The following is a 26,244-nucleotide window of genomic DNA, read 5'->3' as shown; positions in this document are numbered from 1 at the left end:
GGGACGGATGGCTTCAAGTGCACGTTGAGGGTTGCCTGGACGTCGGGCCGCCGGGGCTGTGAGAGCCACTCGAGGGGATGCGAAGAGGCCCGCATCCACAGGGGATGCGGGCCTCTCCACAGGGACGCGAGGCGTCACTTCGCGGCGACCACCTTGAGGGTGATCGTGGCGAAGATGTCGTCGCGCAGTCGAGCCGTCGCCTGGTGGTCGCCCACCGAGCGGATCGGCGTCGGGATCTCGATGACGCGCTTGTCGACGGTGCCGTGACCGGCAGCCGCGACCGCGTCGGCGATGTCCTTCGTCTGGATGGAGCCGAACAGGCGCCCCTCGGCGCCGGCCTTGGCCGTCAGCGTGACGGGGTTGGCCTCGAGGCGGGCGCGGAGGTCCTGCGCCTCCTCGATCGTGGCGTGCTCGCGTGCGACGCGGGCTGCCTTGATCTGCTCGACCTGCTTCTCGCCACCGCGCGACCACATGACCGCGAGGCCCTGCGGGACGAGGTAGTTGCGAGCGAAGCCGGTCTTGACGTCGACGACGTCACCGGCGGACCCGAGGCCGGAGACCTCGTTCGTGAGAATGAGCTTTGCCATGGTTCAGCCCCCTCAGCGTCCGGCGCCGGAGTAGGGCAGGAGCGCCATCTCGCGCGCGTTCTTGATCGCCTTCGCGATCAGACGCTGCTCCTGCACCGACACGCCAGTGATGCGACGGGCACGGATCTTGCCGCGCTCCGAGATGAACTTCTTCAGCGTCGCGACGTCCTTCCAGTCGATGACGCCGACCTTGATCGCCTTCGCCGGAGCGAGCGGCTTTCCGCCCTTCGGGCCCCGCGGCTTGCGGTTGTTCTGCGGCTTGCCAGCCATGTGTCCTTCTTTCGTGCTCGGGACTGCCGTCCCGTGAGTGCTTGGTGCCGAGAAGCCTTAGAAGGGCGTCTCGTCGTTGTACGAGGTGCCGGGAGCGCCCCAGACGTCGCCGCCTGCGGCGGGCTGCGCCTGCTGCGCAGGCTGGCCCCAGGGCTCCTCCGCGACCTGCTGCGGCTGGCCGAAGCCGCCGCCGCCCTGGCCGCCGGAGCTGCGGCCTGCGCCGCCGCCCTGCGCTCGCGTGACCTGCGCGGTCGCGTAGCGGAGCGAGGGGCCGATCTCGTCGACCTCCAGCTCGATGACCGTGCGCTTCTCGCCCTGCTGCGTCTCGAACGAGCGCTGCTTCAGGCGGCCCTGCGCGATGACGCGGGAGCCCTTCGACAGGCTCTGCGACACGTGCTCGGCGAACTCGCGCCACACCGACGCGCGGAGGAACAGCGCTTCGCCGTCCTTCCACTCGTTCGCCTGGCGGTCGAACGTGCGGGGGGTCGACGCGATCGTGAAGTTCGCGACTGCGAGCCCGTTCTGCGTGTAGCGCAGCTCAGGGTCAGCCGTCAGGTTGCCGACCACCGTGATGATCGTCTCGCCTGCCATGGCTACTCGGCCTCGACCTCTGCGGGCGCCTCAGCGGCTGCCGGGGCTGCGGGGGTCGCGTCCACCGGGGTCGCAGGCGCGGCGGGTGCCGCGGCGGCCTTCGCGGCGGCCCGAGCGGCCTTCGCGTCGTTGTGGCGCTTGGAGTCGCCGGTCTGCGAGACGGCGGTGTCGGCGCGCAGGACCTTCGTGCGCATGACGGCCTCGGAGAGACCCAGCTGGCGGTCGAGCTCGTCGGTGGTCTTGGACTCGGCCGAGAAGTTGACGACGGCGTAGATGCCCTCGGTCTTCTTGTCGATCTCGTAGGCCAGGCGGCGACGGCCCCAGATGTCGACCTTGTCGATGGTCCCGCCATCGTTGCGGATGACGTTGAGGAACTTGTCGAGCGACGGAGCGACAGTGCGCTCGTCCACCTCCGGGTCGAGAATCACCATCAGTTCGTACTGCTGCATGCTTCACCCACCTCCTTCGGACTAGAACGGCTGCAGACGATCTGCAGCAGGAGGGTATGCATGTGCGGGATCAGAGTCCGCGCAACCTGGCGATCCTACCGCACCACGAGGTTCTGCCGCCATACCGGTCCGCGACGACGCGCTCACTCCTCCGCGACCGGGCTCCGCCGTCGTCGGCGTCGACCGACGCGTGCAGCGACGACCTGGCCGAGCACGGCGCAGAGGATCCCGACGATCGCCAGCACTGCGAAGAACCAAGGGTCCTCGATCTGCTCGCGGGTGATGATCCCGAAGCGGGCCAGCAGCGCGACGGCCAGTCCGATCACGAGGAAGCTCCCGACAGCGACGCCGACGCGGATCCCCTCAGCGGAGCGGTCCCCGTGGCGCACCTCGTCCCGCATCGAGCCGAGCAGCGTCCTTCCGAACGACTGGCGACTCGCGCTGCGCGCGCCAGGGATGCTCGCGGGATCGACCTCGCGTCGGACGAGCGCCGTGACGATCTCGGGCAGCCCCAGCGCCTCGACGATCGCCGCGGTCGTCACGGCAGGCGGATCGAGCGCGAGCAGGCGCTCGAGCGCCGCCCCGCGGCGCCCGAGCTGGAGCTCCGAAGCGACGGACTGCGGGAGCGCAGGCTCGAGTCGCTCGACCAGGTCGGACTGCGGGGCTCGCCACGCGGCGATGGCGTCGGCCGCCATGCCCGGGTAGCCCTCTGGCGGCATCACTCCCGCAGGTGGCGCTGCCCAGGTCATGGACCAGTCGGGCACCGGAGTCGGCATGAGGCGCCGACGGCTGCGCCCCGCGGCGTCGAGCCGCCGCTGGAGCCACGCGTGCAGCTGGATCTCCGACCCGACCTCCGCGATGCCGATGAGCGGCCGCAGCTCCGACGGCCACACCGCGAAGCGCCATGCGTCGCAGACGAGGAGCGACCGATCGCCGGCGGGGACGAGCACGACGTCGCCTGCGACCAGCGTCGCGAGCTCGGTCAACCAGCGGACCGCGATGTCCGCTGGCTCAGGCAGCACCGCGATCCACCGCACGCTCCTGCGGGCAGCGGCCTCCTCGCGTGCGGGAAGCACCTCCCACGGCGCGAAGTCCTGCGGCACCGACTCGGCGACGAGCGCATCCTCGTCGACCGACAGCTGCACAGCGGCATCGAGCCGGCGGTGCAGCCGCGCGGCCACCGTCTCTGGGTCGATCCCCACGGCGATGCCGTCGTCCCGCACCACCAGCGGGCGCCCGGCCGCGTCGCTGAGGAGCGAGGCGAAGCCCTGGCCGATGGACGCGGCGGCCTCGTCGTGCGCGACGACGCCGAGCAGTCGCTCGGCTCGCAGGCCGCTCAGGATCCGTTCGTGCACGGAGCCGGTCTCGTGCATTGCGCCGGTCTCGTCGCGCAGGGTCACGCCGACGGCGACGCTGGAGCCTGCAGCGACCGCCTCGTCGGTGGTCATGGGGGAAGCATAGGTCCCAGCCCGGTCAGGACAGGCTCACGCCGGGCGGGCAGCCCACCACTCGCGCAGGATCGCCTCGGCGCGATCGGGGCCGAGCGGCCCGTGCTCGAGGCGCTGCTCGAGCAGCATCCGGTACGCCTCGCCCACCTCGCGGCCGGGCTTCAGACCAAGGATCGCCATGATCTGCTCGCCGTCGAGGTCGGGCCGCACGGCGTCCATCTCCTCCTGCTCCCGGAGCTCCGCGATGCGGCGCTCCAGGTCGTCGTACGCGAAGTCGAGCCGCTCGGCCTTGCGACGATTGCGCGTGGTCACGTCGGAGCGGGTCAGGATGTGCAGCCGTTCGAGCAGCGGGCCCGCGTCGCGCACGTAGCGGCGCACGGCGGAGTCGGTCCACGCCTGCTCCCCGTAGCCGTAGAAGCGCAGGTGCAGCTCGACCAGCCGGGCGACCGCCTTCACGGTGTCGTTGTCGAAGCGCAGCGCCTTCAGCCGCTGCTTCGCGAGCCTGGCGCCCACGAGATCGTGCTGGTGGAACGTGACGGTGCGGCCCTCGATGCGGCGGGTCGCGGGCTTGCCGATGTCGTGGAGCAGACCGGCGAGCCGCGAGACCAGGTCGGGCGCGGCATCCGGGTTCCGTGACGCCTCGAGCTCGATGCCCTGCTGCAGCACGGTGAGCGAGTGCTCGAACACGTCCTTGTGGTGCGCGTGCTCGTCTGCCTCGAGCCGCAGCGCGGGCACCTCCGGCAGCACGATGTCGAGGATGCCCGCGTCGGTCAGCAGCCGGAGCCCCGGCACCGGGTCGTCGGTGAGCAGCAGCTTCGACAGCTCGTCGCGCACGCGCTCGGCCGAGATGTCGCGGATGCGCTCGGCGAGCGCGGCCATCGCGCTCAGCGCGCGCGGCGCGACGTCGAAGCCGAGCTGCGCCGCGAACCGCGCGGCTCGCATCATGCGCAGGGGGTCGTCGTCGAAGGAGCGCTCCGGAGCCATCGGCGTGTCCAGCACGCCCTCGAGCAGGTGCTCGAGACCGCCGCCGACATCGACGAGCTGCGGCACCGTCGCCTGGCTGCCGTCCCGGCGGGGCGTGATGACGAGCGCCATCGCGTTGACGGTGAAGTCCCGGCGCTCGAGGTCGTCCTCGAGCGAGTCGCCGAAGGCGACGGATGGCTTGCGCGAGACGCCGTCGTACGTGTCGGCCCGGTAGGTGGTGATCTCGACGTCCGCGCCGCCGATCCGCGCCGCGATCGTGCCGAACTCGCGGCCCACGTCCCAGGTCGCGTCGGCGAGCGGTGCGACGAGTGCGAGGATCTCGTCGGGCGTGGCGCTCGAGGCGAAGTCGAGGTCGGTGACCGGGCGATCGAGGAACGCATCGCGCACGGGGCCGCCGACGAGCGCGAGCTCGTGCCCCGCCGCGGTGAAGACCTCCGCGAGCTGCGCCGTGGGCGCGGTTGCGACGAGCGCGTGCAGTCGCGCGGTCGCCTCGGCCATGTCGGTCACGACGGATCATTCTGGCACGGGCGCGGCGGCGCCCTGAGGCGCTCATCGGCAGCGCGCCTACACTGTCAGCCATGCTGTCGGCAGGTCGCGTCGCGCGCCGGCGCGCGTCCGCGTGCGCCGCCGTGGCTGTGGCGACGGCGCTCCTGGCCGCCCCGATGCTCGCTCCGAGCACCGCGCACGCCGCCGCCCCGGCGATCGCCCCGGAGGAGGCGCCGACGCTCAGGCTCGCGCCGGTCGACCCGCTGCTCAGCACCGGTGAGGCGCTCGACGTCGAGGTCATGCTCGAGAACCCCGGTCGCGAGAGCATCCCCGCCACCACCATCGAGCTGCTGCTGACCACCGCTCCCATCAGCACCCGCTACGGGCTCTCCCGCTGGTTCGACGGGCAGGGGATCCTGGCGAGCTCCGTCGTCGCGATGGTCGACCTCCCCGCGGTGTCGGCGCTCGGCCGCACGTCGACGACGGTGAGCGTCGCACCGGACGTCCTGGGCCTCGACGACGCACCCTGGGGCGCGTACGGCCTCGCCGCATCCGCCCCCGACATGCAGGGCGGCACGAGCGTCGTCGTGCGGGATGCCCCCGGCGAGGCGAGTCCCACGCGGCTGGCGATCGCCGCCCCCATCGAGGCAGGCGTCGAGGAGTCGGGACTGCTGCCCGCCGATGAGCTCGAGTCGCTCACCGAGACCGGCGGCGCCGCACGCGACGCGCTCGACGCCGCACTGGCGGCCGGCGCGACCATCGGCGTCGACCCGGCGATCGGTGCGAGCGCCGAGGCACTCGGTGACGATGCGCCCGAGGCGGCCGACGAGTGGCTCGAGCTCGCCGACACATCCGACACCTATGCCCTGCAGTACGCGAACGCCGATCCGATCGCCCAGGTGCGCGCCGGCGCCTTCCCGCTCCGACCGCTCGGCATCCCGAGGGAGGACGACGTGCCCCTGCCTCCCGGCACCGGCACCGTCGGCGCGAGCGCGCCGGTGATCGACGCCACCCAGGCGGTGATGCAGCAGGCGGACCTCGAGGGACTCGCCGACGCGGGCACGATCGTGCTGTCGACCGCGAACCTCGACGAGACGCTCGAGGGCAGCACCCCGAACGCGCACGTGACCGTCGGGGGCGTCGACGTGCTGGCCGCCGACGCCGAGGTGCAGGAGCGGGTCCGGGACTCGGCGGCGACGGACGCGGATGTCGCAGCACAGGCGCGGGCAGAGCTCGTCGCCCTGCTCGCCACGATCACGCGCGAGCGGCCGAGCGACCCTCGCACGCTCGCCGCGGTGCTGCCGTCGACGACGCAGCAGTCCCCCGTCGCCGTGCTCCGGATGCTCGACGAGGCGGGCTTCGTCGACACCGTCGCGATCGACGACGCGCTCGACGTGCCCGCTCGCCCCGCCGATCTCGCCGCCGCTGACGACCCCGATCGCGATGCGGGGGCCGGACTCGTCGCGGCCGCGCTCGAGCAGGAGGCCGAGGCGGCGCGAGTGGCGAGCATCGTCGAGGAGCCCGCATCGCTGCTGGCCGGGCTGCGCCTCGCGCTCCTCGCAGCGCTCCCGGATGCCGGCCGTCCGGTGACCGACGCGGACCGCGCCGCGATCGAGAGCCTCGGCGGAGAGCTGAGCCAGGTGGGTGAGGCCGTCCACATCATCGGCGGCAGCGACATCCGGGCTGTCGGCGAGAGCGTCGGGCTGCCGATCACGATCGCCAATGAGCTCGGCGTGCAGGTGGAGGTGGTGCTGTCGGTGCGACCGCTCAACGCGCTCGTCACCGTGCCGCAGCCGCGCACGGACCTCACCCTCGCCCCGACCACGCAGCAGCGCGTGCAGGTGCCCATCGACGTCGTCGGCACCGGCACCGTGCTGATGGTCGCGCAGCTGCACACGCCCGACGGCGTGGTGCTCGGACCGCCCCAGACCATGCGCATCACCGCGCAGCCCACCATCGAGACCGCGGTCGCGGTCGCGCTGGGCATCGCGATCGTGCTGCTCATCGTGTTCGGCATCTGGCGCTCGGTGCGCAAGCGTCGACGAGGCGAGGCGCGCGGCGACGCAGACGATGCGGGCGACCGCGAAGCGGTCGACCGACCCGTGAAGGAGACCCTGTGAGCACAGGCAAGGCCAGCGCCATCATCGCGGCGGGCACGATGGTGTCCCGACTGCTCGGGTTCGCGAAGATGGTGCTGCTCGCCGTCGCGATCGGCCAGTCGGGGTCGCTGGCGGCAGAGGCGTTCGGCATGGCGAACCAGCTCCCGAACAACGTCTACGCGCTCGTCGCCGGCGGCGTCATGAGCGCGGTGCTCGTGCCGCAGATCGTCAGGGCGTCGAAGGGTGCCGACGGCGGAGCGTCGTACGTGTCGAAGATCGTCACGCTCGGCGGCACCGTCTTCCTGCTGCTGACGGTCGTCGCGACGCTCATCGCGCCGCTGCTCGTCGACGTCTACGCCGTGAGCGCCGGGGCGGACGGTCGCGGCTTCTCCGCGGAGCAGATGGCGCTCGCCGTGGCGCTCGCCTACTGGTGCATGCCGCAGATCTTCTTCTACGCCATCTACACGCTGCTCGGCGAGATCTACAACGCGCGCAGCCAGTTCGGGCCGTACACGTGGGCGCCGGTCGTCAACAACCTGGTGTCGATCGCCGGTCTCGGCGTGTTCATCCTGATGTTCGGGAACGACAAGATCAATCGGAGCATCGACGTCTGGGACTGGGATCGCGTCACGGTGCTCGGTGCCGTCACGACCGGCGGCGTCGCCGTGCAAGCGCTCGTGCTCGTGCTGTTCTTCCGCAAGACCGGCCTGGACTTCAAGCTCGACTTCGGCTGGCGGAGCGTCGGCCTCGGCGCGACGGGCAGGGCCGCGTCGTGGCTGTTCGGCATCGTGATCATCGGGCAGATCAAGGGCATCGTGCAGTCGCGCGTGGCCTCGCTCGGCGAGGGCGCGAACATCGCGACGATGCAGAACTCCTGGTACATCTTCTCGCTGCCGCATTCGATCATCGCGGTCTCCATCGCGATCGCGTTCTTCACGCGCATGTCGCACCACGCGGCGCGCACCGACATGCCGGGGATCCGGCAGGACCTCTCGAGCGCGCTGCGCTCGGTGGGCATGCTGACGACGATCTCGGCGCTCGTGCTCGCCGTCATCGCGGTGCCCTTCTCACGCATCCTGGAGGGCGGCTTCGATCCGACCCTCGCGATGCCGTTCACGATCTGGGCGTTCCTCGTCTGCCTCGTGGCATTCAGCGCCGAGTACGTGCTGCAGCGCGTCTTCTTCGCGCTCGGCGACACCCGCACGGCGTTCGTCTACGCGTGCGTCGGCATGTTCATCACGTTCGCGCTGCTGTGGTGGGCGTCGACGCTGCCCGCCGAGTGGGTCATCGCCGGCACAGCGCTCGCCGTCTCGATCGCCAATCTCATCTCGTGCGCCGTGTGGCTCGTGCTGGTGCGCCGGAAGATCGGCCAGTTCGGCTTCAAGCTCATCGGGCTCCGTCACATCCAGTACCTCGCGTACGGACTCGTGTCGGCGGCCGCCGGCTTCGGCGTCGTGCTCGCGCTCGGCGGCTACCGCGCCGGCGGCTTCGGCACCGTGAACATCGCGGGCGCCGTCACGACGTGCATCGTCGCCGGGGTGGTGATGGGCGCGATCTACTTCGGGCTGCTGTTCATCACGCGCAACCCCGACTTCCGAGCCACCGTCGGCATCGTGCTCGACAAGTTCCGCCGCGGACGCCCCGCGCCGGAGGCCGTCGAGCCGGTCTGAGGGCCGCCCCGCCGCTGGGCAAGCCCACAAGCTCGACGTCTAGCATGGGCGGCCCGGCACCGTCGTTGGCGCCGGTGATCGTCGCAGGGGGGATCCCATGGCCGTACGGCTCATCCGCGTCGCCGCACCGCTGCTCGTCGGCGCCGCCGCCGCCGTCGGCGCCATCGTCGGCGCCACGCTCACGCGCGAGCGCAAGCAGCACCTCGAGCTGGAGTCGGCGCCCCGGCCGCTCGCGGTCGAGGGATGGTGGTCGTCGGATGCGTCGTCGTCGCTCGCGCACGCCCACCCAGCCGTGCTCATCGTCGACGCCGACACCGCGCAGCTGGTCGACTCGTGGGACCGACGCAGCCGCGGGCGCGTGCACCGGCCCGTCGTGCGCAGGACTCCGGAGTGGCCGGCGACCGGGCTCATCGTGGTGGACGCCGCCACCGGCGACCTGCTGACGGTGCTCGACGAGCGCGGGCGCGCGGGAATGCCCGCCACCTAGAATCGGTTGACCCCAAGGATCCGCCCTCGACTCAGGAGACAAGAGTGCACGACCTCATCATCATCGGCTCCGGCCCCGCCGGCTTCACCGCCGCCATCTACGCGGCTCGGGCGAACCTGAAGCCGATCGTGCTGGCCTCGAGCGTCGAGATGGGGGGCGACCTGATGACCACGACCGACGTCGAGAACTTCCCCGGCTTCCCCGAGGGCATCCAGGGTCCCGACCTGATGTTCGCGATGCAGCAGCAGGCCGAGCGCTTCGGTGCGGACGTGCGCATGCAGGACGTCACCGAGCTCGAGCTCGACGGCGAGGTGAAGCGCGTGCACGTCGGTGACGAGGTGCTCGAGGCGCGCGCCGTGATCTTCGCGACGGGGTCGGCCTACCGCAAGCTCGGGATCGAGGGCGAGGAGCGCCTGTCGGGCCACGGCGTCTCGTGGTGCGCCACCTGCGACGGGTTCTTCTTCAAGCAGAAGCAGCTCATCGTGGTGGGCGGCGGCGACTCTGCGATGGAGGAGGCCAACTTCCTCACGAAGTTCGCCGACAAGGTCACGATCGTGCACCGCTCGGAGAACTTCCGCGCCAGCCAGGTCATGCTCGACCGCTCGAAGCTCAACGAGAAGATCGAGTTCCTCATGAACACCGTCGTCGAGTCGATCGAGGGCGACGCGCAGGTGAAGGCCGTCACCCTGCGCGACACCGTCTCGGGGAACACGTGGGAGATGCCCGTCGACGGCGTGTTCGTGGCGATCGGCTCCGACCCGCGCACGCACCTGGTGCACGACAAGCTCATGCTCACCGCCGAGGGCACCATCGCCGTCGACGGCCGGACGTCCCGCACCTCCGTCCCGGGCGTCTTCGCCGCCGGTGACGTGATCGATCCCACCTACCGCCAGGCCGTCACGGCCGCCGCGTCCGGCACCGTCGCCGCACTCGACGCGGAGCACTACCTGACCGCGCACGCCGTGCCGGTCCTCGTCGCAAGCCCTGAGGAGGCAGCACTGTGAAGGAAGTCACCACCGCATCGTTCGAGCAGGACGTGCTCAACGCCGACAAGCCCGTCCTCGTCGACTTCTGGGCCGCCTGGTGCGGTCCCTGCCGTGCGGTCAGCCCCATCCTGGAGCAGATCGACGGCGAGACCGAGAAGCTGGACGTGGTCAAGGTGAACGTCGACCAGGAGCCCGACCTCGCCATGCGCTACAACATCACGTCGATCCCCGCGATGAAGCTGTTCCAGGGCGGTCAGGTCGTGAAGGAGCTCATCGGCGCTCGTCCGAAGCCGGCGATCGAGCAGGAGCTCGCAGCCTTCCTGTGATCTGTCGCGAAGGGCCCCGGGGACGCGTCCTCGGGGCCCTTCGTCGTCGCTGCGTCAGTCCTGCGCTGCGGCGAGGCTGTCGCCGACGCCCCGCTCCCCCAGCTCGCTGAGGATGCGGTTGAGGTCGCCGACCGTCGCGAAGTCGATCGTCAGCTGACCCTTCGAGCGGCCGAGCGCGATGCGCACGCGGGTGTCGAGCCTGTCCTCGAGCCGGGTGGCGATCTCGTCGAGCCCGTGCTGCACGGCGCCCTTCGTGGGCGTGCGCCGCGGGCTGCGTGTCTGGACCAGACCGGCGGCCGCCTCCGCCGCGCGAACTGAGAGATCTTCATTGATGATCTTCGCCGCGAGCTGCTCCATGGCTTCCGTGGTCGACAGCGACAGGATCGCGCGCGCGTGACCGGCGGAGAGCACGCCGCTCGCGACGCGCGTCTGGATCGACTCCGGCAGCTTCAGCAAGCGGATGGTGTTCGAGATCTGCGGCCGGCTGCGGCCGATCCGCTTCGACAGCTCCTCCTGCGTGATGGAGAAGTCCTCCATCAGCTGCTGGTAGGCCGACGCCTCCTCGAGCGGATTGAGCGATGCTCGGTGCAGGTTCTCGAGCAGCGCGTCGCGCAGCATCGCGTCGTCGGGGGTGTCTTTGATGACCGCCGGGATCGTCTCGAGTCCGGCGCGCTGGCTCGCGCGCCAGCGCCGCTCCCCCATGATGAGCTCGTAGTGCGTGCCGTCCTCGCCGAGCGCCACGGGGCGGACCACGATCGGCTGCAGCACGCCGAACTCGCGGATCGAGTGCTCGAGCTCCGCCAGATCGTCCTCGTCGAACACGGAGCGCGGCTGGCTGGCGTTCGGTCGGATGTCGCTCGGCGCGACTGCCCCGAACGTCGCACCGGGAATCGCGAGGAGTCCCTCTCCCTCGTCCTCCTCGCCCGAGAAGAACACGTCGACGGGTCGAGCGCCCGGCTTGGACGCGCGTCGCGCTCGTCGCAGCGTCGCGGTCGGCTCCGCCGCCGGCGTCTCGGCTGCGTCGTCGTCGCGCGGCTCGGCCTCCGCCACCGGAGCGGGACCGGTGGGGATGAGGGCGCCGATGCCGCGCCCGAGTCCTGCCCTCTTGCTCATGCCGTTCCTCTGCGTGCGATCTCCGCGGCCGCCTCGCGGTACGAGAGCGCGCCCGGAGAGTTCGGGTCATAGGCGATCACCGTCTGACCGTAGCCGGGCGCCTCAGAGACACGGACCGACCTCGGGATGATGGCGTCGAGCGTCTCCTGCGGGAAGTGCTTGCGAACCTCGTCCACCACCTGGCGCGACAGCAGCGTCCGCCCGTCGAACATCGTCAGCAGCACCGTCGACAGGTCGAGCGTCGGATTCAGGTGCGCCTTGATGCGCTCGATCGTGTCGAGCAGCTGGGAGACGCCCTCGAGCGCGTAGTACTCGCACTGGATGGGCAGCAGCACCTCGGTCGCGGCGGTGAACGCGTTGATCGTGAGCAGGCCGAGCGACGGCGGGCAGTCGATGAACACGTAGTGCGGTGCGTCGCGCACGTCCGACAGGTAGGCGTCGAGCGCCATGCGCAACCGGTGCTCGCGCCGCTCCATGCCGGCGAGCTCGAGGTCAGCGCCCGCGAGGTGGATCGTCGACGGCACCACGAACAGCCGCTCGTTCTGCGGGCTCACCGCGATCGCCGACGCGAGCGACTCTCCGTCGATCAGGACGTCGTACGTGCTGACCACGTCGGCATGGTGGTCGATGCCGAGCGCGGTCGAGGCGTTGCCCTGAGGGTCCAGGTCGAGCACGAGGACTCGAGCCCCGCCTTGCGCGAGCGCGGCAGCGAGGTTGACGGCCGTCGTCGTCTTGCCGACCCCACCCTTCTGGTTCACCACCGTGAAGATGCGCGTCCGCTGAGGCAACGGCAGCTCGACTGCCGACAGTGCCTGTCGTCGGCGCGCCATCGCCGCCAGTTCGCGGGCGATGGGAGTCGTGTCGAACTTTCCCGTGGTCACGCATGCCCTCCTGGTCGATGTTTCACGTGGAACATCGAGGCGTAGGTCGAGGTCCCGGGACGTGATCCGAGACATCCAGTCTGGCGTGGATCGGCGCGATCGCAAAGTCAGGGCGCACCTGGCGCCCCTGGACGAGCGCCAGGTGGCGACCGAGTTCTCCACAGGCCTGTGGAGAACGCCGTTATCGTTTCCTGGGCCTCCACTCGAGCGTGAAGCTTCTGGGGTACAACCAGAAATCCGCGGAATCACGCGGAAGTCTGGCCTCATGTAGCGCCCGGTGCCGCTCGATCACGCGGCGGCACACGCGATGGTTATCCACATCTCTCCACAGGGGCAACGATGCCCGCGGTGCAGGGAGCCGCCGTGCTTCCGGGCTCAGGGTGAAGATCCTTCATCGCGCACGCGCGGAGACTCCCAGCAGGGACCTTAGTCACCTCGGTACTGGCACAGCCGGCGATAGACGTCCCGACGAGGCGCCCGGGTCCAAGAGCGTGATTCACGTGGAAGAGCTCCGTCGGAGCCGGGACGCGGCGGCGGACGCGAGAACACCAGCGCTGGCGCAACGGCGCGCGAACACTGGTTTCACGTGAAACATCGCCTACGGCGGCGCGTACCCCGTGCTCCGCCTCCGGCCGTGCCGGAGATCAGGCGAATGAGTGCTGCAAAGAAACCGATCGCGCCCGGCACCTGGCGCGAGACGCCGCCCGACGTACCGCACCGTTCCACGTGAAACATCGCAGGCAGAGCGCATGCAGTTGCGCCGCATCCGTTGGCACTGTGTACCACCAAATCGCGCCAAACGGCCCCGGGTAGTCACCGGTCGAACGGTTCCACGTGAAACATCGCGCGACGGGCTCGCATCCACTGTCGGACGCGGCCCCCGTGCACACGGTTGCACCGCATGCGATGGTGACGGAGATGCGACTGCGTGCGCACTATGCACAACCGCAGCGCGCCAAGCGACTCGAGGTAGTCGCCGTTCGAGCCGTTCCACGTGAAACATCGCACGATCGCCGTGCATCCGGTTCTGCCGGCACCGGCGGCGCATGTGCACCGGCTGCGCGAGCACCCGTGTCGGGACGCCCAGGTTTCACGTGAAACAGTGCGCCGGTCGCGCTGCGCGCTGATGGGGCAAGCAGGACCCAGGTCCATCGCACCGATGACGCGCCGGGCGCCGCAAGACGGCCGACCGTGCTCGCGCAAGTCGAAGCCGGTCCGGTTCTTGGATCTCTGCCCGCGTGGGTCGGCAGACTGACGTCAGGAGTCCTGTCGTCAGGGGCGCACAACGCCGGTGCGCCCTCCGCGGTCGTGTTTCACGTGGAACAGCGCTAGCCGCCATGCTCAATAGTGACGGTGCGCATCGACTCCGTACTCCGACCGTCGGGTTGAGGAGCGACATCGCGCCGGAAGAGCACCGGAAGCGTCAGACCGCTCCGCGGCGTGCACATCCCAGCGGAGGTGTTCCACGTGAAACGCCGAGGCGACGGAAATCCCCCGACGACGCATCGCGGGGGCGGTCAGAGCCGAACGGCTCAGGGATCGACGACTGCGCGGACGACGCGCGTGACGTCCAGCCCGTGCTCGCCGCCGAGCTCGAGCACTTCCACCGACTCGAGGCGGTGCTTGCGGATCACCTTCTGCGCGGTGACGATCTCGTCGCCCGCGCGGCTGCCCTTCATCAGCAGCAGCTCGCCACCGCTGCGCACAAGACGCGCCGTCAGGGGAATGAGCGTGCGGAGGGCCGAGACGGCCCGAGCGGTGACCTGGTCGAGGGGGAGGAGCTCGCCCGAGCCGGGCAGGTCCTCGGCGCGGGCTCGGAGGACACGCACGTTGTCGAGCCCCAGCCGGTCCGCTTCAGACTGGAGCCAGTCCGTGCGGCGCTCCATCGGCTCGATCAGCGTCATGTGCACGTCCGGTCGAGCGATCGCGAGCACGAGCCCTGGCAGCCCCGCGCCGGACCCCACGTCGCCGACCCTGCCCGCGAGCAGCGGGGCGACGAGCGCAGAATTGAGAATATGTCGACTCCATAGCTGCGGCAGCTCACGCGGGCCGATCAGTCCGAGCGTCTCGCCGTTCTCCGCGAGCGACGCCGTATAGGCCCGCGCGAGCTCGATGCGCTCGCCGAACAGCAGGCGAGCAGCCGCCGGCTCATCCTCGAGCGCCGGGGGAGCGGCGTGCTCCATCCGTCAGGCGGGGAGGACGACGATGTGACGGCCGGCGCCCTCGCCCTCGGAGTCGCTCGACAGTCCCGCCTCGCGCACGAGGTCGTGCACGAGCTTGCGCTCGTAGGACGACATGGGCTCGAGGGCCACTCGCTGCTGACCGTTCTCGATCGCCGCGACGGCACCGTCGACCAGCGACTGCAGCTCCTCTGCGCGCGCATCGCGCGAGCCCGCCACGTCGAGCACCAGCCGCGAGAACTCACCCGTCTGCTGCTGCACGGCAAGCCTCGTCAGCTCCTGGAGCGCGGCGACGACCTCGGGCTTCGCCAGGCCGGCGAGGTCGTCACCCGCCTCACCCACCACGATCGTCGTGCGCGTCTCGGTCTGCTCGATCTCGATGTCGCCATCGAGGTCTGCGATGTCGAGCAGCGCCTCGATGTAGTCCGCGGCGATCTCGCCCTCGTCCTGCTGGTCCTGCCCCTCGACCTCGACGGTCGACTCCTGGTCCGTCATGCTCAGCCCTCTCGCTGCGACTTCGGCTTCTTGCCACGCGGCTGCTGGCGCTGCGTCCGCAGCTCGATCTCTGCGGCGGTCTCGGCGTGCTCCTCATCGACCGGCGGCAGGCCCATGCGCTGGCGCTTGCGGGCCATGCGCGCCTCACGGGCGAGTGCCGCCTCCGAACCGGGCGTGGGCAGCTTGTTGATGATGATGAGCTGCTGCACGAGCGTGTAGATGTTCGAGACCAGCCAGTAGAACATCGTGCCGAGCGGGAACAGCCAGGCTGAGACGAGCAGGAACACCGGGATGATGTACAGCAGGATCCGCTGCTGCTTGTACATCGGCGACTCCTTCATCGCCGGCGTCTGGTTCTTCGTCATGATCTGCAGCTGCGTGTAGAACTGCGTCGCGCACATGATCAGCGTGAGGATGATGGCGGTGATGATCACAGGGATGCTGCCCTGCTCGAATCCGGCGGCCATCGTCATGTGCAGTGGCACGACATCGAAGAGCGTCGACTCGCTGAAGAGCGTGGCGAGCTCGGTCGAGAGCAGTCCGACGCCGGGCTTCTTCATGTTCGCGTCGGTGAGCACCTGCACGAGGCCGAGGAAGATCGGCATCTGGATGAGCAGCGGGAGACAGGACGCGAAGGGGTTGGTGCCCGCCTTCTTGTAGGCCTCCATGGTCTCGCGCTGCATCGCCTCGCGCGAGAACTGGTCCTTCTTGCCCTTGTACTTCTTTTGGATGCGCTGGATCTCGGGCTGGATCTCGAGCGACTTCCTGGAGGAGACGATCTGCCGCACCGTGAGCGGGATCATCGCGCTGCGGATCACGAGCACGAGCCCGACGATCGACAGGACCCACGTGAGACCGGACCCGGGGTCGCCGCCCAGGGCGGTGACCAAGGTGTGGAATCCGACCAGGATCGCCTCGATGACCCACTTGATGGGCCACATCAGCAGGGCGAAGATGTCCAAGCTGTCACTGCTCCTTGCGAGCGAGGACGAACCCCGCTCGAGTCGTTGCGAACCGCGAGTGCGGCTCAGGGATGTCATCCACTCCACCGGCCGCCCAGGGGTGGCAGCGCAGGATGCGTCGAGCGCCCAACCAGATGCCGCGGACCACTCCGTGCTGCTGGATGGCCTGGAGGGCGTAGCTCGAGCAGCTGGGGTAGTAGCGGCACACGTCGCCGTAGAGCGGTGAGATCACCGCGCGATAGGCGACGAGGATCGCGACACAGATGTTGCGAGGAAGCAGTCCCAGCCTCATCAGGCTCCGACTCATGACCGACGCACCAGCAGCGGCGCAATGCCGGCCCTCAGTGTAGCGAAGTCGGCGCTGCCCGCCGCTGGCAGTGCACGGATGACGATGTCGGCCGTCTCGATCGAGTCGAGCTCCGCTCTGACGATCTCGCTGAGGCGCCGCTTCACGCGGTTGCGGATCACGGCGTTGCCGACCTGCTTGGACACGATGAACCCGAAGCGGCTGACTGCCGCTTCGGGCTTCGCGCGGTGCACCACCGCGAATGGGCCGCCCGCGCGGCGACCGGTGCGCACGATGCGACGGAAGTCGTCGCCACGCACGATCCGGTTCGCCTTCGCGAGCACCTCTTCGGCTACGCCGACAGCTCGGTGCGGCCCTTGGCGCGACGCGCGGCCAGGATGGCGCGACCGGCACGCGTGCGCATGCGGAGGCGGAAGCCGTGCTTCTTGGCGCGACGGCGGTTGTTCGGCTGGAACGTGCGCTTGCTCATGGTGATTCTCCCGTGGTCCGGCGCGAGCGCGCCGTAAGTCGTCTGGTCGAGCTGCGAGGCTCGACGATGCGCCGCACGACGGGCGCGGCAACCTGGCAATCATACGCGAGTCCTGGCATTCGGTCAACGGAGGCACGACGGCGGATGCGCCACGCCGTGCCCATGATGCCGGGACTTGCGAGGTGTGCGCTATGCGTGCAGACTCTTGGGATCCGCGCCGCGGCAGGTGCCCGGGGAGCAGCGCGAAGCGCGGATCTCTCATTCGCTCACCTGTGGATAATGGTGTGGACAGCACACCCCGTCCACAGCACCGAACAGGAACCGCATCCCGATGGCCCCGGACCCCCGAACCGGACAGCTCTGGTCCTCCGTCCTGGCGACCCTCGAGGGCGATGCGCGGATTCCCCCGTCGTTGCGCGGGTTCTTGGACCTTGTGGAGCCGCAGGGAGTCATGGGTTCGGTGCTCTACCTCGAGGTGCCGAACGACCTCACGCGCGACATGCTCGAGCAGCGGCTGCGCGTTCCCATCACCGACTCACTTGTGGACAACGCTGTGGACATCGCGTCGTTCAAGATCGTCGTGAACCTCGAGCTCGAGCGCGAGGAGCCGCTGCCGGACGTCATCGACGACCCGGGCTCGGAGCCCACCGTCTCGCCGATCGCCTCGTTCGAGCGCGAGCCCTCGGAGCAGTCCTCGCGCCGTGTCGACTCGCGGCTCAACCCGAAGTACGTCTTCGACAACTTCGTCATCGGCGGTTCGAACCGGTTCGCGCACGCCGCCGCGCTGGCCGTCGCCGAGACGCCGGCCAAGGCCTACAACCCGCTCTTCATCTACGGCGACTCGGGCCTCGGCAAGACGCACCTGCTCCACGCGATCGGCCACTACGCCGAGGGCATGTACCCGGGCATCCGGGTGCGCTACGTGTCGAGCGAGGAGTTCACGAACGACTTCATCAACTCGATCGCCAACAACCTGAACCAGTCGTTCCAGCAGCGCTACCGCGAGGTCGACGTGCTGCTCATCGACGACATCCAGTTCCTGCGCGGCAAGGAGTCGACGCAGGAGGCGTTCTTCCACACCTTCAACACGCTGCACGACCACAACAAGCAGGTCGTCATCACCTCGGATGTCGCGCCGAAGCACCTGCAGGGCTTCGAGGGGCGCATGGTGAGTCGCTTCGAGTGGGGGCTCATCACCGACGTGACCCTGCCGGACGTCGAGACCCGCATCGCGATCCTCCGCAAGAAGGCGGAGGCCGAGCGCATCCAGATCCCGGCAGAGGTGCTCTCGGTCATCGCCGACAAGGTGCAGTCGAACATCCGGGAGCTCGAGGGCACCCTCATCCGCGTCACCGCCTTCGCGAGCCTCAACCGGCTGCCCGTGACGATGGAGCTCGCCCAGACGGTGCTCAAGGACCTCTTCTCGTTCGACGAGGAGGCAGTGGTGTCGCCGAGCGACATCATCAGCCACACTGCCGCCTACTTCCGCCTCACCGTCGAGGATCTGCACGGCTCGTCGCGATCGCAGACGATCGCGCTGGCGCGGCAGATCGCGATGTACCTCTGCCGCGAGATGACGAGCATGTCGCTGCCGAAGATCGGCCAGCTGTTCGGCAACCGCGACCACACCACGGTCATGTACGCGAACAAGAAGATCGAGAAGCTCATGCAGGAGCGCCGCTCGGTGTACACGCAGGTGACCGAGCTGACGTCGAGGATCCGGTCGGTCTCAAGGTAGGGCGCCGTACGCCCCTTCCCGGGATCGAGTAGCTGCCGTGAGGCGGCACTTCTTCCCGTTGATCGAGTAGCTGCCGTGCGGCGGCACCTCTTCCCGTTGATCGAGTAGCTGCCGTGCGCCAGCACGGCCGCGTATCGAGATCGCGCCGGCGTCGACGGACGGGTCTCGATACGCGGCCGGCTTCGCCGGCTGCTACTCGACCTTGCTGCCTCCGCGCTCAACGCGACTGCGTCGCATTGAGCGCTTCGGCATCAGAACCTTCAACGTGCAGTTCATGTGGTTCGGGTGTGGACGGCGTCGGCGAGCCTGTGGACAACGGCGACGGGAACTGTGGACGGCGGACCACCATGCCCGCGCCGAGTCCACCGATCTGTGGATGCGCGTCAACAGCCGCTCAACAACTTCCACTCTTGTAGTTCCCAATCGGGCGACGGCGAGGAGGTGAGTCATCCACAGAACCCACAGGGGTTATGAATGACAGGTTTCGATGATGATGATCCGGCGAGTCACCAACCATGAGCGTCGAACGGCGTCGGCGCTGGGGTCGGCGGATGACAACCCTGTGCCAGAATCGACAGCGCCGTGCACGCCCTGCCGTGCGGCCTCTGCCCAGCAGGGCCACGTGCCACCGAAGGAGGATGCCGAGTGAAGTTCGTCATCAATCGCGATGTCTTCAGCGACGCCGTGTCGTTCGCCGTCAAGCTGCTCCCGCAGCGGCCGACGATGCCCATCCTCAGCGGTGTCCGCATCGAGGCCACCGCCGAAGGCGTGGTGTTCTCGTCCTTCGACTTCGAGTCGTCGGCACGCACGTCGGTGCAGGCCGCGGTCGACACCGAGGGCGTCGTGCTCGTCTCCGGCAAGATGATGAGCGACATCGCAGCGAAGCTGCCGCAGCGCGAGGTCCGCATCGAGGACGACGGCCAGAAGGTGTCGATCCGCTGCGGCAACTCGAACTTCTCGCTCGCCAAGATGCCGCTCGAGGAGTACCCGACGGTCCCGACCGTCGAGGGCCGCACGGGCGTCGTCGAGGGCAAGGCCTTCGCGGAGGCCATCTCGCAGGTCGCGATCTCGGCCTCCCGCGAGGACGTCACGCCGGTCATCACGGGCGTGCAGCTCGAGGCCGCCGACAACGTGCTGACGCTCATCGCGACCGACCGCTACCGCGTCTCGGTCCGCAGCATCCCGTGGGATGCCGGCGCGCAGACCGATGCACTCACGTCCCTCGTGCCCGCCCGCACCCTCACCGAGGTCGGCCGCACGTTCGGCGGCGCAGAGCGGATCGAGATCACGATGAGCGAGGCGGGGGAGCGGCAGCAGATCGCCTTCTCGACCGCCGACCGCACCGTCACGAGCCTGCTCATCAAGGGCAACTACCCGCCCGTGCGCCGGCTGTTCCCTGAGCAGGTCGAGCATCACGCCGTCGTCAACACCGCGGAGCTCGTCGACGCCACGCGCCGCGTGCAGCTCGTGCTCGACGCCGAGGCGGCCATCCGCTACACGTTCAGCGACGGCCAGGCACAGCTTGAGGCGATCGGCTCCGAGCAGGCCCAGGCCTCCGAGATCATCGACGCCGTGCTGCAGGGCGACGAGATCGTGCTCTCGATCAAGCCGCAGCTGCTCATCGACGGCATCCAGGCGACCCACTCCGAGTTCGTGCGCATCGCGTTCACGCACTCCGAGAACACGAACAAGCCCGGCCCGATGCTGATCCGCGGCCAGACCTCGCGCGACGACGCCGAGGCCACCGACTTCAAGTACCTGCTGCAGCCCAACCTGCTGCTGCGCTAGCCGCGAGCTCGAGGGAGCACCATGACGCACATCGGCCTGATCGGACTCGGCAAGATGGGCGGCAACATGCGCACCCGACTGCGCGCCGCCGGCATCGAGGTGACCGGCTTCGACCGCAATCCCGAGGTCACCGACGTCGCGAGCGTCGACGAGCTCATCGCGGCGCTGCCGGCGCCGCGCATCGTCTGGGCCATGGTGCCGGCCGGTGAGATCACGGATGCCGTGGTCACCGAGCTCGGCGAGAAGCTGTCCGCCGGCGACCTCGTGATCGACGGCGGCAACTCCCGGTTCACCGAGGACGAGCGCCACGCGGCGCAGCTCGCCGAGCGCGGCATCCGCTTCGTCGACGTGGGCGTCTCGGGCGGCGTCTGGGGCCTGGAGAACGGCTACGGCCTCATGGTCGGCGGCGACAAGGCCGACGTCGACGAGCTGCTGCCGGTGTTCGACGCGCTCCGACCGGAGGGACCGCGCGAGGAGGGCTTCGTGCACGCCGGCCCCACGGGCGCCGGGCACTACGTGAAGATGGTGCACAACGGCATCGAGTACGGGCTCATGCAGGCCTACGCGGAGGGCTTCGAGCTGCTCGAGCGCAAGGAGCTCGTGCACGACGTCGCCGGCAGCTTCAAGGCGTGGCAGCGCGGCACGGTCGTGCGCTCCTGGCTGCTCGACCTGATGGTTCGCGCGCTCGACGAGGACGACGACCTCTCCGAGATCGAGGGCTATGTCGACGACTCCGGCGAGGGGCGCTGGACGGTCGAGGAGGCGATCGCGAACGCGGTGCCGATGCCGGCGATCTCGGCCTCGCTGTTCGCGCGGTTCGAGTCCCGGCAGGACGACAGCCCGGCGATGAAGGCGGTCGCCGCGCTGCGCAACCAGTTCGGCGGCCACTCGGTCAAGAAGGCCTAGGTGCGCGTCAGCCGACTCGCGCTGACCGACTTCCGCAACTACGCCACGGCGGACGTCGCGTTCGAGCCCGGCGCCAACCTGCTTGTCGGGCGCAACGGGCAGGGCAAGACGAACATGGTCGAGTCCCTCGTGTGGATCGCGACCGGCTCGAGCCACCGCGTGCCGACCGACATCGCGCTCATCCGCGCGGGGGAGCAGCGCGCGATCATCCGCTGCTCGGTCACGAACGACGAGCGAGCGTTCCAGCTCGACGTCGAGCTCAACGCCAAGGGCGCCAATCGCGCGCAGGCGAACGGGCAGAACCTGCGCATCCGTGACCTGCCCCGCTACCTGCAGGCGGTGCTCTTCAGTCCTGAGGACCTGCAGCTCGTGCGCGCCGACCCCTCGGGCAGGCGCCGCTTCCTCGACGAGCTGGCCGTCATGCGTGCTCCGCGCCTCGCCGGCGTGCACAGCGACCTCGACCGGGTGCTCAAGCAGCGCAACTCGCTGCTGAAGAGCGCCCGCGCGGCGCGGCTGCGGCCCGACGACCTCACGACGCTCGAGGTGTGGGACGGGCGCCTCATCGATCTCGGGCTCGAGGTGATGCGCACTCGCCGGGCGCTCGTCGCCGACCTCGCGCCGCACGTCGACGCCGCCTACCGGGTGGTCGCGGGGGATGAGCATGCGGCGCGCATCGCGCTCGTGACGAACGTGCCGGATGACGCGGACGCGTTCCGATCGCTGCTGGCCGAGCGCAGGCGGGACGAGCTCGAGCGCGGCGTGAGCCTCGTCGGGCCCCACCGCGACGACCTCGAGCTGCATCTCAACGACCTCCTCGCCCGGCACTACGCGAGCCACGGGGAGTCCTGGTCGTTCGCGCTCGCGCTCAAGCTCGCCTCCGCGGAGCTGCTGCGCGACGGCTCGGGCGGTGACCCCGTGATGATCCTCGACGACGTGTTCGCCGAGCTCGACGCCGGGCGACGGCAGCGCCTCGCCGAGGCGGCGGGCGCCTTCGAGCAGGTGCTGATCACCGCCGCGGTCGAGGACGACGTGCCGGGTGCGCTGCGCGACCACCGCATCCGGATCGACGCCGGCTTGGTCGTGGAGAGCGCTGCGCTCGACAGTGCCGCGGCGGACAGCGCCGTGGTCGACGCCGCGGGGGTGGACGATGCGTGAGCTGGCGGCGAGCGAGCCGGAGCGGGTCTGGCTCCGGCTCAAGGCGAAGTTCGGCGACCCGGAGCTGGTCTCGCGCGACGGCCGCCGGAGGTCGAGGCGCGAGCCGGGCGCCTCGGTGCCCTTCGGGAAGGGCCGCGACCCGCGTGCGCTCGGCGACGTGCTGGTCGGATTCGCAGACGACCGGGGCTGGACCGCGACACTCGCTCGAGCGGACGTCATCACGCACTGGAGCGAGCTCGTCGGCGAGGAGAACGCCGACCGCACCGAGCCCGTGTCCTTCGACGAGGGCGTGCTGACCGTGCGCTGCGCGTCGACGGCGTGGACCCAGCAGATGCGGATCCTGCGAGCGGAGACGACCACGCGCATCCTGGCCCGCTTCCCGGACTGCGGCCTCGAGCGGGTCGAGTTCGTCGGCCCGAGCCTGCCCAGCTTCTCGCGCGGGCGGCGCTCGGTGCCGGGTCGCGGACCGCGCGACACCTGGGGGTAGCCGCCGGATCGACCCCTGCAAGGGTGAGTAGGCTGTCTGACATCTACGCTCGAGGAGGAGCAATGCCGAGGCCTTCGCGCACCCAGGACGCCGTCGACCAGCTGTTGGACGCGATCATCGCCGGCACGCTGACCGCGGGGGAGCAGCTGCCGCCCGAGGGTCAGCTCGCCGCCGAGTTCGGCGTCTCGCGGCTCACGCTCCGCGAGGCGGTGCGGCTGCTGCAGGCCCAGGGCGTCATCGTGCAGGTGCCCGGCAGCCGCCACCGCATCGCCCCCGTCTCCGAGTGGACGGGCATGGATGCCGTGGTGCGCCACGCGCGCAGCGCGGGGCAGCGACGCCGGTCGTCGTTCGAGCTGCTCGAGGTGCGCGTGATGATCGAGACCGGGGCCGCGCAGCTCGCGGCCGAGCGCCGCACGTCAGAGCACCTGGACGCGCTCCAGGCCTCGCTCGACCGCATGGTCGAGCACCACGAGGCCGGCGACGTCGAGGCGTTCGTGGCTGCCGACCTCGAGTTCCACGACACGATCCTGCACGCGGCCGACAACCGCATCCTCATCGCCGCGATGCTGCCGCTCACGTCGATGCTCGAGGAGACGCGCGGCGAGACGAGCGCCGTGCCCGACATCCGCGAGCACGCGATCGCCGAGCACGGCAGGCTGCTCGACGCCATCCGCGACGGCGGTTCGATCGCCGCCCGCGACGCGATGTGGCACCACATGATGCAGACACGCGACGACCTCGTCTCGCTCGTGCAGGATTGAGCGTGCGCGGTTGACATCCGGGCGCTCGCGCCCGATCATGTCTGATATCAGACAACGAGCGGTCCGCTAGGGCCCCGCGAACGAAGGAGTTCACGTGCACCTGGACGACCTGCTGGCGACTGCTCCTGCGGCGCTCGACATCCCCGCGGCCGCGGTCGCGGCCTCGCGCAGCGACGATCTCGTGTTCGTCGTGCTCGACGACGACCCCACCGGCACGCAGTCGGTCGCGGGGCTGCCGGTGCTCACCCGCTGGGAGGACGACGACCTCGACTGGGCGCTCGCGCAGTCCGCGCCCGCGGTCTACGTGCTGACCAACACCCGCTCGCTCGACGAGGACGACGCCGCGGCGCGAGGCCGCGAGGTCGTGGCTGTCGCTGTCGCCGCTGCCGCGCGCGCCGGCAAGCGCGTCTCGTTCGTCAGCCGCAGCGACTCGACGCTGCGCGGGCACTTCCCGCTCGAGACCGACGTGCTGAGCGCCGCGGCCGCCGAGCACACGGGCGCGGCTCCCGACCTCGTCATGCTGGTGCCCGCGTTCCCGGACGCCGGCCGCATCACCGTCGACTCCGTCCACTACTGGGTCGTCGACGGCGAGGCGACCCCGGTGGGCGAGACCGCCTTCGCCGCGGACGCCACCTTCGGCTACCGCTCTTCGGACCTCAGGGACTGGGTCGAGGAGAAGACAGCCGGACGCATCCGCCGCGACGACGTCGCCGCGCTCACGCTCGACATCATCCGCGCGGGCACGGAGGCTGTCACCGCCTTCCTGCGCGACCTGCCGGCCGGCACGGTCGTCGCAGTCGACGTGGTCGACGAGCACGACATGCGGCAGGTGGCGCTCGCGCTGCACGCGCTCGACAAGGAGGGGATCACGAACCTGCTGCGCATCGGGCCTCCCTACCTGCGCGCGCACATCGGCCAGGACATCGCGAGCCCCGTCACCGCCGACCGCATCGAGATGGTGCACGACCGCGGCGGGCTCGTCGTGGTCGGCAGCCACGTGCCGCTCACCACGGCCCAGCTCGCCGCGCTCCAGGCCGACCGGCCCGACACCGTGACGATCGAGCTCGACGTGCGCTCGCTCATCGACGAGCGCCGCGAGGCCCACCTGGACGAGCGGGCGGATGCGGTGGCGAGCGCGATCGAGTCGGGCACGGTGATCGTCCACACGAGCCGCGAGCTCGTCACCGGTCGCGACGGGGAGGAGAGCCTGGAGATCGCACGCCGCGTGTCATCCGGGCTCGTGGAGCTCGTCGCTCGCGTGCTCGAGGCGGCGCCGCCCAGATTCGTCATCGCCAAGGGCGGCATCACATCGAGCGACGTCGCGTCCGAGGCCCTGCAGATCCGTCGTGCACAGGTCGTCGGCCCGATGCTGCCCGGCATCGTCTCGCTCTGGCAGCCGCAGGTCGGCCCTGCTGTCGGCATCCCCTACGTCGTCTTCGCCGGCAACGTCGGCGAGCCCGGGTCGCTCGCGCTCGTCGTCCGCACACTCGCCGACTGACCGCCACCCCACTCGAGGAGAGCACCATGACCACCACCGTCGCAGTCATCGGCCTCGGCGCCATGGGCCTGCCCATGGCCGCGAGGCTCGCGGAGCGGTTCGACACCCGAGGCTTCGACATCGCGCAGCAGCGGCTCGAGCTCGCCGCTGAGCACGGCGTGACGCCGACCGACTCCGCTGTGGCCGCCGTCGCCGGTGCACGCGCGGTGATCGTCGCTGTGCGCACGGGCGAGCAGCTGCGCGACCTGCTGTTCGGCGACGCCGGGCTCGCCGGGCACCTCGACGAGGGCGCGGTCGTGATCCTCACGAGCACGGTCGGGACCGATGGCATCGCGGAGATCGCCGAGCGGCTCGACGCCGTCGGCGCCGCCCTCGTCGACGCCCCGCTCTCCGGCGGCCCGGTGCGCGCGGCCGAGGGCGACCTGCTCATCGTGGTCGGCGCGACGCCCGCCGCGCTCGAGGTCGCGAGGCCGGTGCTCGAGCAGCTCGCGTCGACGCTCTCGGTCGTGGGCGACCGGCCGGGGGACGGGCAGGCGCTCAAGACCGTGAACCAGCTGCTGTGCGGGGTGCACATCGCCGCCGCCGCCGAGGCGCTCGCGCTCGCCGACGCGCTCGGCCTCGACCGGGAGCGCACGCTCGAGGCGCTCACCGCGGGTGCGGCCGGCTCCTTCATGCTCGGCAACCGGGGCCCTCGCGCGCTGCAGGCGTACGACGAGGGCGGGGCGGCCGTGCTGAGCCGGCTCGACATCTTCGTGAAGGACCTCGGCATCGTCGGCGACGCCGCCCGGAAGGCGCATCTCGCGGTGCCGGTCGCGGCCGCCGCGGAGCAGCTCTTCCTGCTCGGCGAGGCGCAGGGGCTGGGCGAGCTCGACGACTCCGCGGTCATCCGCGTGGTCGCGCCGACGCGTCGGAGCGACGCCGACCGCTGACGCGTCGACCGGGTGCACGGCGAACACGTCGGGCGCCGACGGTTCTGACCGGGGGATCGTCCTCCCGCAAGAGCGTGCCCGGAACGGCCGTTGAAGGCCTCCTGAGCATCAGAACTCGACTTCGGCGGTGTGTTCTGTCCTCGGAAGTCGAGATCGTGGCTCAGAGGCGCGTTCGTCGCGGCGCTCCGACGC

Annotated in this window: 26 protein-coding genes and 1 pseudogene; 13 read left to right on the top strand and 14 right to left on the bottom strand. The window is 70.1% G+C overall.

The genetic code is table 11. The annotated features are described in order from the left end of the window. Window positions 1-134 precede the first annotated feature (134 nt). The 6 genes and pseudogenes from rplI to ACLQ21_RS05215 all read right to left on the bottom strand — a co-directional run bounded on the left by rplI (window position 135) and on the right by ACLQ21_RS05215 (window position 4,836). Window positions 135-587 (bottom strand): 50S ribosomal protein L9, encoded by a 453-nt coding sequence (rplI, locus tag ACLQ21_RS05240; RefSeq protein WP_425662171.1) that lies wholly within the window; start codon window positions 585-587, stop codon window positions 135-137. A gap of 12 nt (window positions 588-599) precedes the next feature. Next, entirely contained in the window at window positions 600-857 is a 258-nt protein-coding gene (gene rpsR, locus ACLQ21_RS05235) for a 30S ribosomal protein S18 (RefSeq protein ID WP_123696691.1), read from the bottom strand. Window positions 858-914: 57 nt separating this feature from the next. Beyond that, a complete protein-coding gene (locus tag ACLQ21_RS05230) occupies window positions 915-1,448 on the bottom strand; it encodes a single-stranded DNA-binding protein (RefSeq protein ID WP_425662169.1) in 534 nt (177 codons plus the stop codon). A gap of 86 nt (window positions 1,449-1,534) precedes the next feature. Beyond that, window positions 1,535-1,897: pseudogene (gene rpsF / locus ACLQ21_RS05225) on the bottom strand (30S ribosomal protein S6); the annotation flags it as partial. 143 nt (window positions 1,898-2,040) lie between these two features. Further along, window positions 2,041-3,345, bottom strand: a complete 1,305-nt coding sequence (locus tag ACLQ21_RS05220) for a hypothetical protein (protein ID WP_425662167.1) — start codon at window positions 3,343-3,345, stop codon at window positions 2,041-2,043. A 36-nt stretch (window positions 3,346-3,381) separates the two neighbouring features. Further along, window positions 3,382-4,836 carry a CCA tRNA nucleotidyltransferase gene (locus tag ACLQ21_RS05215; RefSeq protein ID WP_425662165.1) on the bottom strand — a complete coding sequence of 485 codons (1,455 nt, stop codon included), beginning with the start codon at window positions 4,834-4,836 and terminating at the stop codon, window positions 3,382-3,384. A 71-nt stretch (window positions 4,837-4,907) separates the two neighbouring features. Between ACLQ21_RS05215 and ACLQ21_RS05210 the strand changes: the two genes are divergently transcribed. The 5 genes from ACLQ21_RS05210 (at window position 4,908) to trxA (ending at window position 10,383) form a co-directional block, all read left to right on the top strand. Beyond that, window positions 4,908-6,935, top strand: a complete 2,028-nt coding sequence (locus tag ACLQ21_RS05210; protein WP_425662163.1) for a DUF6049 family protein — start codon at window positions 4,908-4,910, stop codon at window positions 6,933-6,935. Next, window positions 6,932-8,584 carry a murein biosynthesis integral membrane protein MurJ gene (gene murJ / locus ACLQ21_RS05205; RefSeq protein ID WP_425662161.1) on the top strand — a complete coding sequence of 551 codons (1,653 nt, stop codon included), beginning with the start codon at window positions 6,932-6,934 and terminating at the stop codon, window positions 8,582-8,584. The genes ACLQ21_RS05210 and murJ overlap by 4 nt, the downstream gene beginning before the upstream one ends. Window positions 8,585-8,681: 97 nt before the next feature. Next, window positions 8,682-9,071: a hypothetical protein gene (locus ACLQ21_RS05200; protein ID WP_425662159.1), complete on the top strand. Its 390-nt coding sequence runs from the start codon at window positions 8,682-8,684 to the stop codon at window positions 9,069-9,071. Between the two features lie 44 nt (window positions 9,072-9,115). Then, on the top strand, window positions 9,116-10,075 hold the full coding sequence (trxB, locus tag ACLQ21_RS05195) for a thioredoxin-disulfide reductase (RefSeq protein WP_425662157.1): 960 nt from the start codon (window positions 9,116-9,118) through the stop codon (window positions 10,073-10,075). Beyond that, window positions 10,072-10,383 (top strand): thioredoxin, encoded by a 312-nt coding sequence (gene trxA / locus ACLQ21_RS05190; RefSeq protein WP_425662155.1) that lies wholly within the window; start codon window positions 10,072-10,074, stop codon window positions 10,381-10,383. The genes trxB and trxA overlap by 4 nt, the downstream gene beginning before the upstream one ends. Before the next feature lie 54 nt (window positions 10,384-10,437). Here the strand turns inward: trxA and ACLQ21_RS05185 are convergent, their stop codons facing one another. From ACLQ21_RS05185 to rpmH, 8 genes are all read right to left on the bottom strand, one after another. Beyond that, the gene (locus ACLQ21_RS05185; protein ID WP_425662153.1) at window positions 10,438-11,496 is read right to left on the bottom strand and encodes a ParB/RepB/Spo0J family partition protein; all 1,059 of its coding nucleotides are present in this window, start codon (window positions 11,494-11,496) and stop codon (window positions 10,438-10,440) included. Continuing rightward, window positions 11,493-12,326 (bottom strand): ParA family protein, encoded by an 834-nt coding sequence (locus ACLQ21_RS05180; protein WP_425662412.1) that lies wholly within the window; start codon window positions 12,324-12,326, stop codon window positions 11,493-11,495. Before ACLQ21_RS05180 ends, ACLQ21_RS05185 begins: the two co-directional genes overlap by 4 nt. A gap of 1,583 nt (window positions 12,327-13,909) precedes the next feature. After that, a complete protein-coding gene (rsmG, locus tag ACLQ21_RS05175; RefSeq protein ID WP_425662151.1) occupies window positions 13,910-14,560 on the bottom strand; it encodes a 16S rRNA (guanine(527)-N(7))-methyltransferase RsmG in 651 nt (216 codons plus the stop codon). Between the two features lie 3 nt (window positions 14,561-14,563). Then, complete coding sequence (locus tag ACLQ21_RS05170; RefSeq protein ID WP_425662149.1) at window positions 14,564-15,052, bottom strand: protein jag; 489 nt, start codon at window positions 15,050-15,052, stop codon at window positions 14,564-14,566. Between the two features lie 2 nt (window positions 15,053-15,054). Next, on the bottom strand, window positions 15,055-16,014 hold the full coding sequence (gene yidC / locus ACLQ21_RS05165) for a membrane protein insertase YidC (RefSeq protein ID WP_425662147.1): 960 nt from the start codon (window positions 16,012-16,014) through the stop codon (window positions 15,055-15,057). Between the two features lie 4 nt (window positions 16,015-16,018). After that, the gene (yidD, locus tag ACLQ21_RS05160; RefSeq protein WP_425662145.1) at window positions 16,019-16,306 is read right to left on the bottom strand and encodes a membrane protein insertion efficiency factor YidD; all 288 of its coding nucleotides are present in this window, start codon (window positions 16,304-16,306) and stop codon (window positions 16,019-16,021) included. 11 nt (window positions 16,307-16,317) lie between these two features. Then, entirely contained in the window at window positions 16,318-16,644 is a 327-nt protein-coding gene (gene rnpA, locus ACLQ21_RS05155) for a ribonuclease P protein component (protein WP_425662143.1), read from the bottom strand. A gap of 8 nt (window positions 16,645-16,652) precedes the next feature. Further along, a complete protein-coding gene (gene rpmH / locus ACLQ21_RS05150) occupies window positions 16,653-16,790 on the bottom strand; it encodes a 50S ribosomal protein L34 (protein WP_071299798.1) in 138 nt (45 codons plus the stop codon). A 331-nt stretch (window positions 16,791-17,121) separates the two neighbouring features. Between rpmH and dnaA the strand changes: the two genes are divergently transcribed. The 8 genes from dnaA to ACLQ21_RS05110 all read left to right on the top strand — a co-directional run bounded on the left by dnaA (window position 17,122) and on the right by ACLQ21_RS05110 (window position 26,052). Beyond that, window positions 17,122-18,528 carry a chromosomal replication initiator protein DnaA gene (gene dnaA, locus ACLQ21_RS05145; RefSeq protein ID WP_425662140.1) on the top strand — a complete coding sequence of 469 codons (1,407 nt, stop codon included), beginning with the start codon at window positions 17,122-17,124 and terminating at the stop codon, window positions 18,526-18,528. Window positions 18,529-19,173: 645 nt separating this feature from the next. Beyond that, on the top strand, window positions 19,174-20,316 hold the full coding sequence (dnaN, locus tag ACLQ21_RS05140) for a DNA polymerase III subunit beta (protein ID WP_425662138.1): 1,143 nt from the start codon (window positions 19,174-19,176) through the stop codon (window positions 20,314-20,316). Between the two features lie 21 nt (window positions 20,317-20,337). Beyond that, window positions 20,338-21,222: a phosphogluconate dehydrogenase (NAD(+)-dependent, decarboxylating) gene (gene gnd, locus ACLQ21_RS05135; RefSeq protein ID WP_425662136.1), complete on the top strand. Its 885-nt coding sequence runs from the start codon at window positions 20,338-20,340 to the stop codon at window positions 21,220-21,222. Further along, window positions 21,223-22,377 carry a DNA replication/repair protein RecF gene (recF, locus tag ACLQ21_RS05130; RefSeq protein WP_425662134.1) on the top strand — a complete coding sequence of 385 codons (1,155 nt, stop codon included), beginning with the start codon at window positions 21,223-21,225 and terminating at the stop codon, window positions 22,375-22,377. Then, the gene (locus ACLQ21_RS05125) at window positions 22,370-22,864 is read left to right on the top strand and encodes a DUF721 domain-containing protein (protein WP_425662132.1); all 495 of its coding nucleotides are present in this window, start codon (window positions 22,370-22,372) and stop codon (window positions 22,862-22,864) included. Before recF ends, ACLQ21_RS05125 begins: the two co-directional genes overlap by 8 nt. 62 nt (window positions 22,865-22,926) lie before the next feature. Continuing rightward, window positions 22,927-23,625: a FadR/GntR family transcriptional regulator gene (locus ACLQ21_RS05120; RefSeq protein WP_425662130.1), complete on the top strand. Its 699-nt coding sequence runs from the start codon at window positions 22,927-22,929 to the stop codon at window positions 23,623-23,625. A 94-nt stretch (window positions 23,626-23,719) separates the two neighbouring features. Beyond that, a complete protein-coding gene (locus tag ACLQ21_RS05115) occupies window positions 23,720-25,123 on the top strand; it encodes a four-carbon acid sugar kinase family protein (RefSeq protein ID WP_425662128.1) in 1,404 nt (467 codons plus the stop codon). Window positions 25,124-25,149: 26 nt separating this feature from the next. Next, window positions 25,150-26,052, top strand: coding sequence for an NAD(P)-dependent oxidoreductase (locus tag ACLQ21_RS05110; RefSeq protein ID WP_425662126.1), 903 nt, complete (start codon window positions 25,150-25,152; stop codon window positions 26,050-26,052). The last annotated feature ends 192 nt before the right edge of the window (window positions 26,053-26,244 follow it).

The sequence above is a fragment of the Agrococcus sp. DT81.2 genome, assembly GCF_049844935.1.
Classification (GTDB): domain Bacteria; phylum Actinomycetota; class Actinomycetes; order Actinomycetales; family Microbacteriaceae; genus Agrococcus.
Note: the sequence above shows the minus strand (reverse complement) of the source record. Positions and strands in the feature narration are given on the sequence as shown.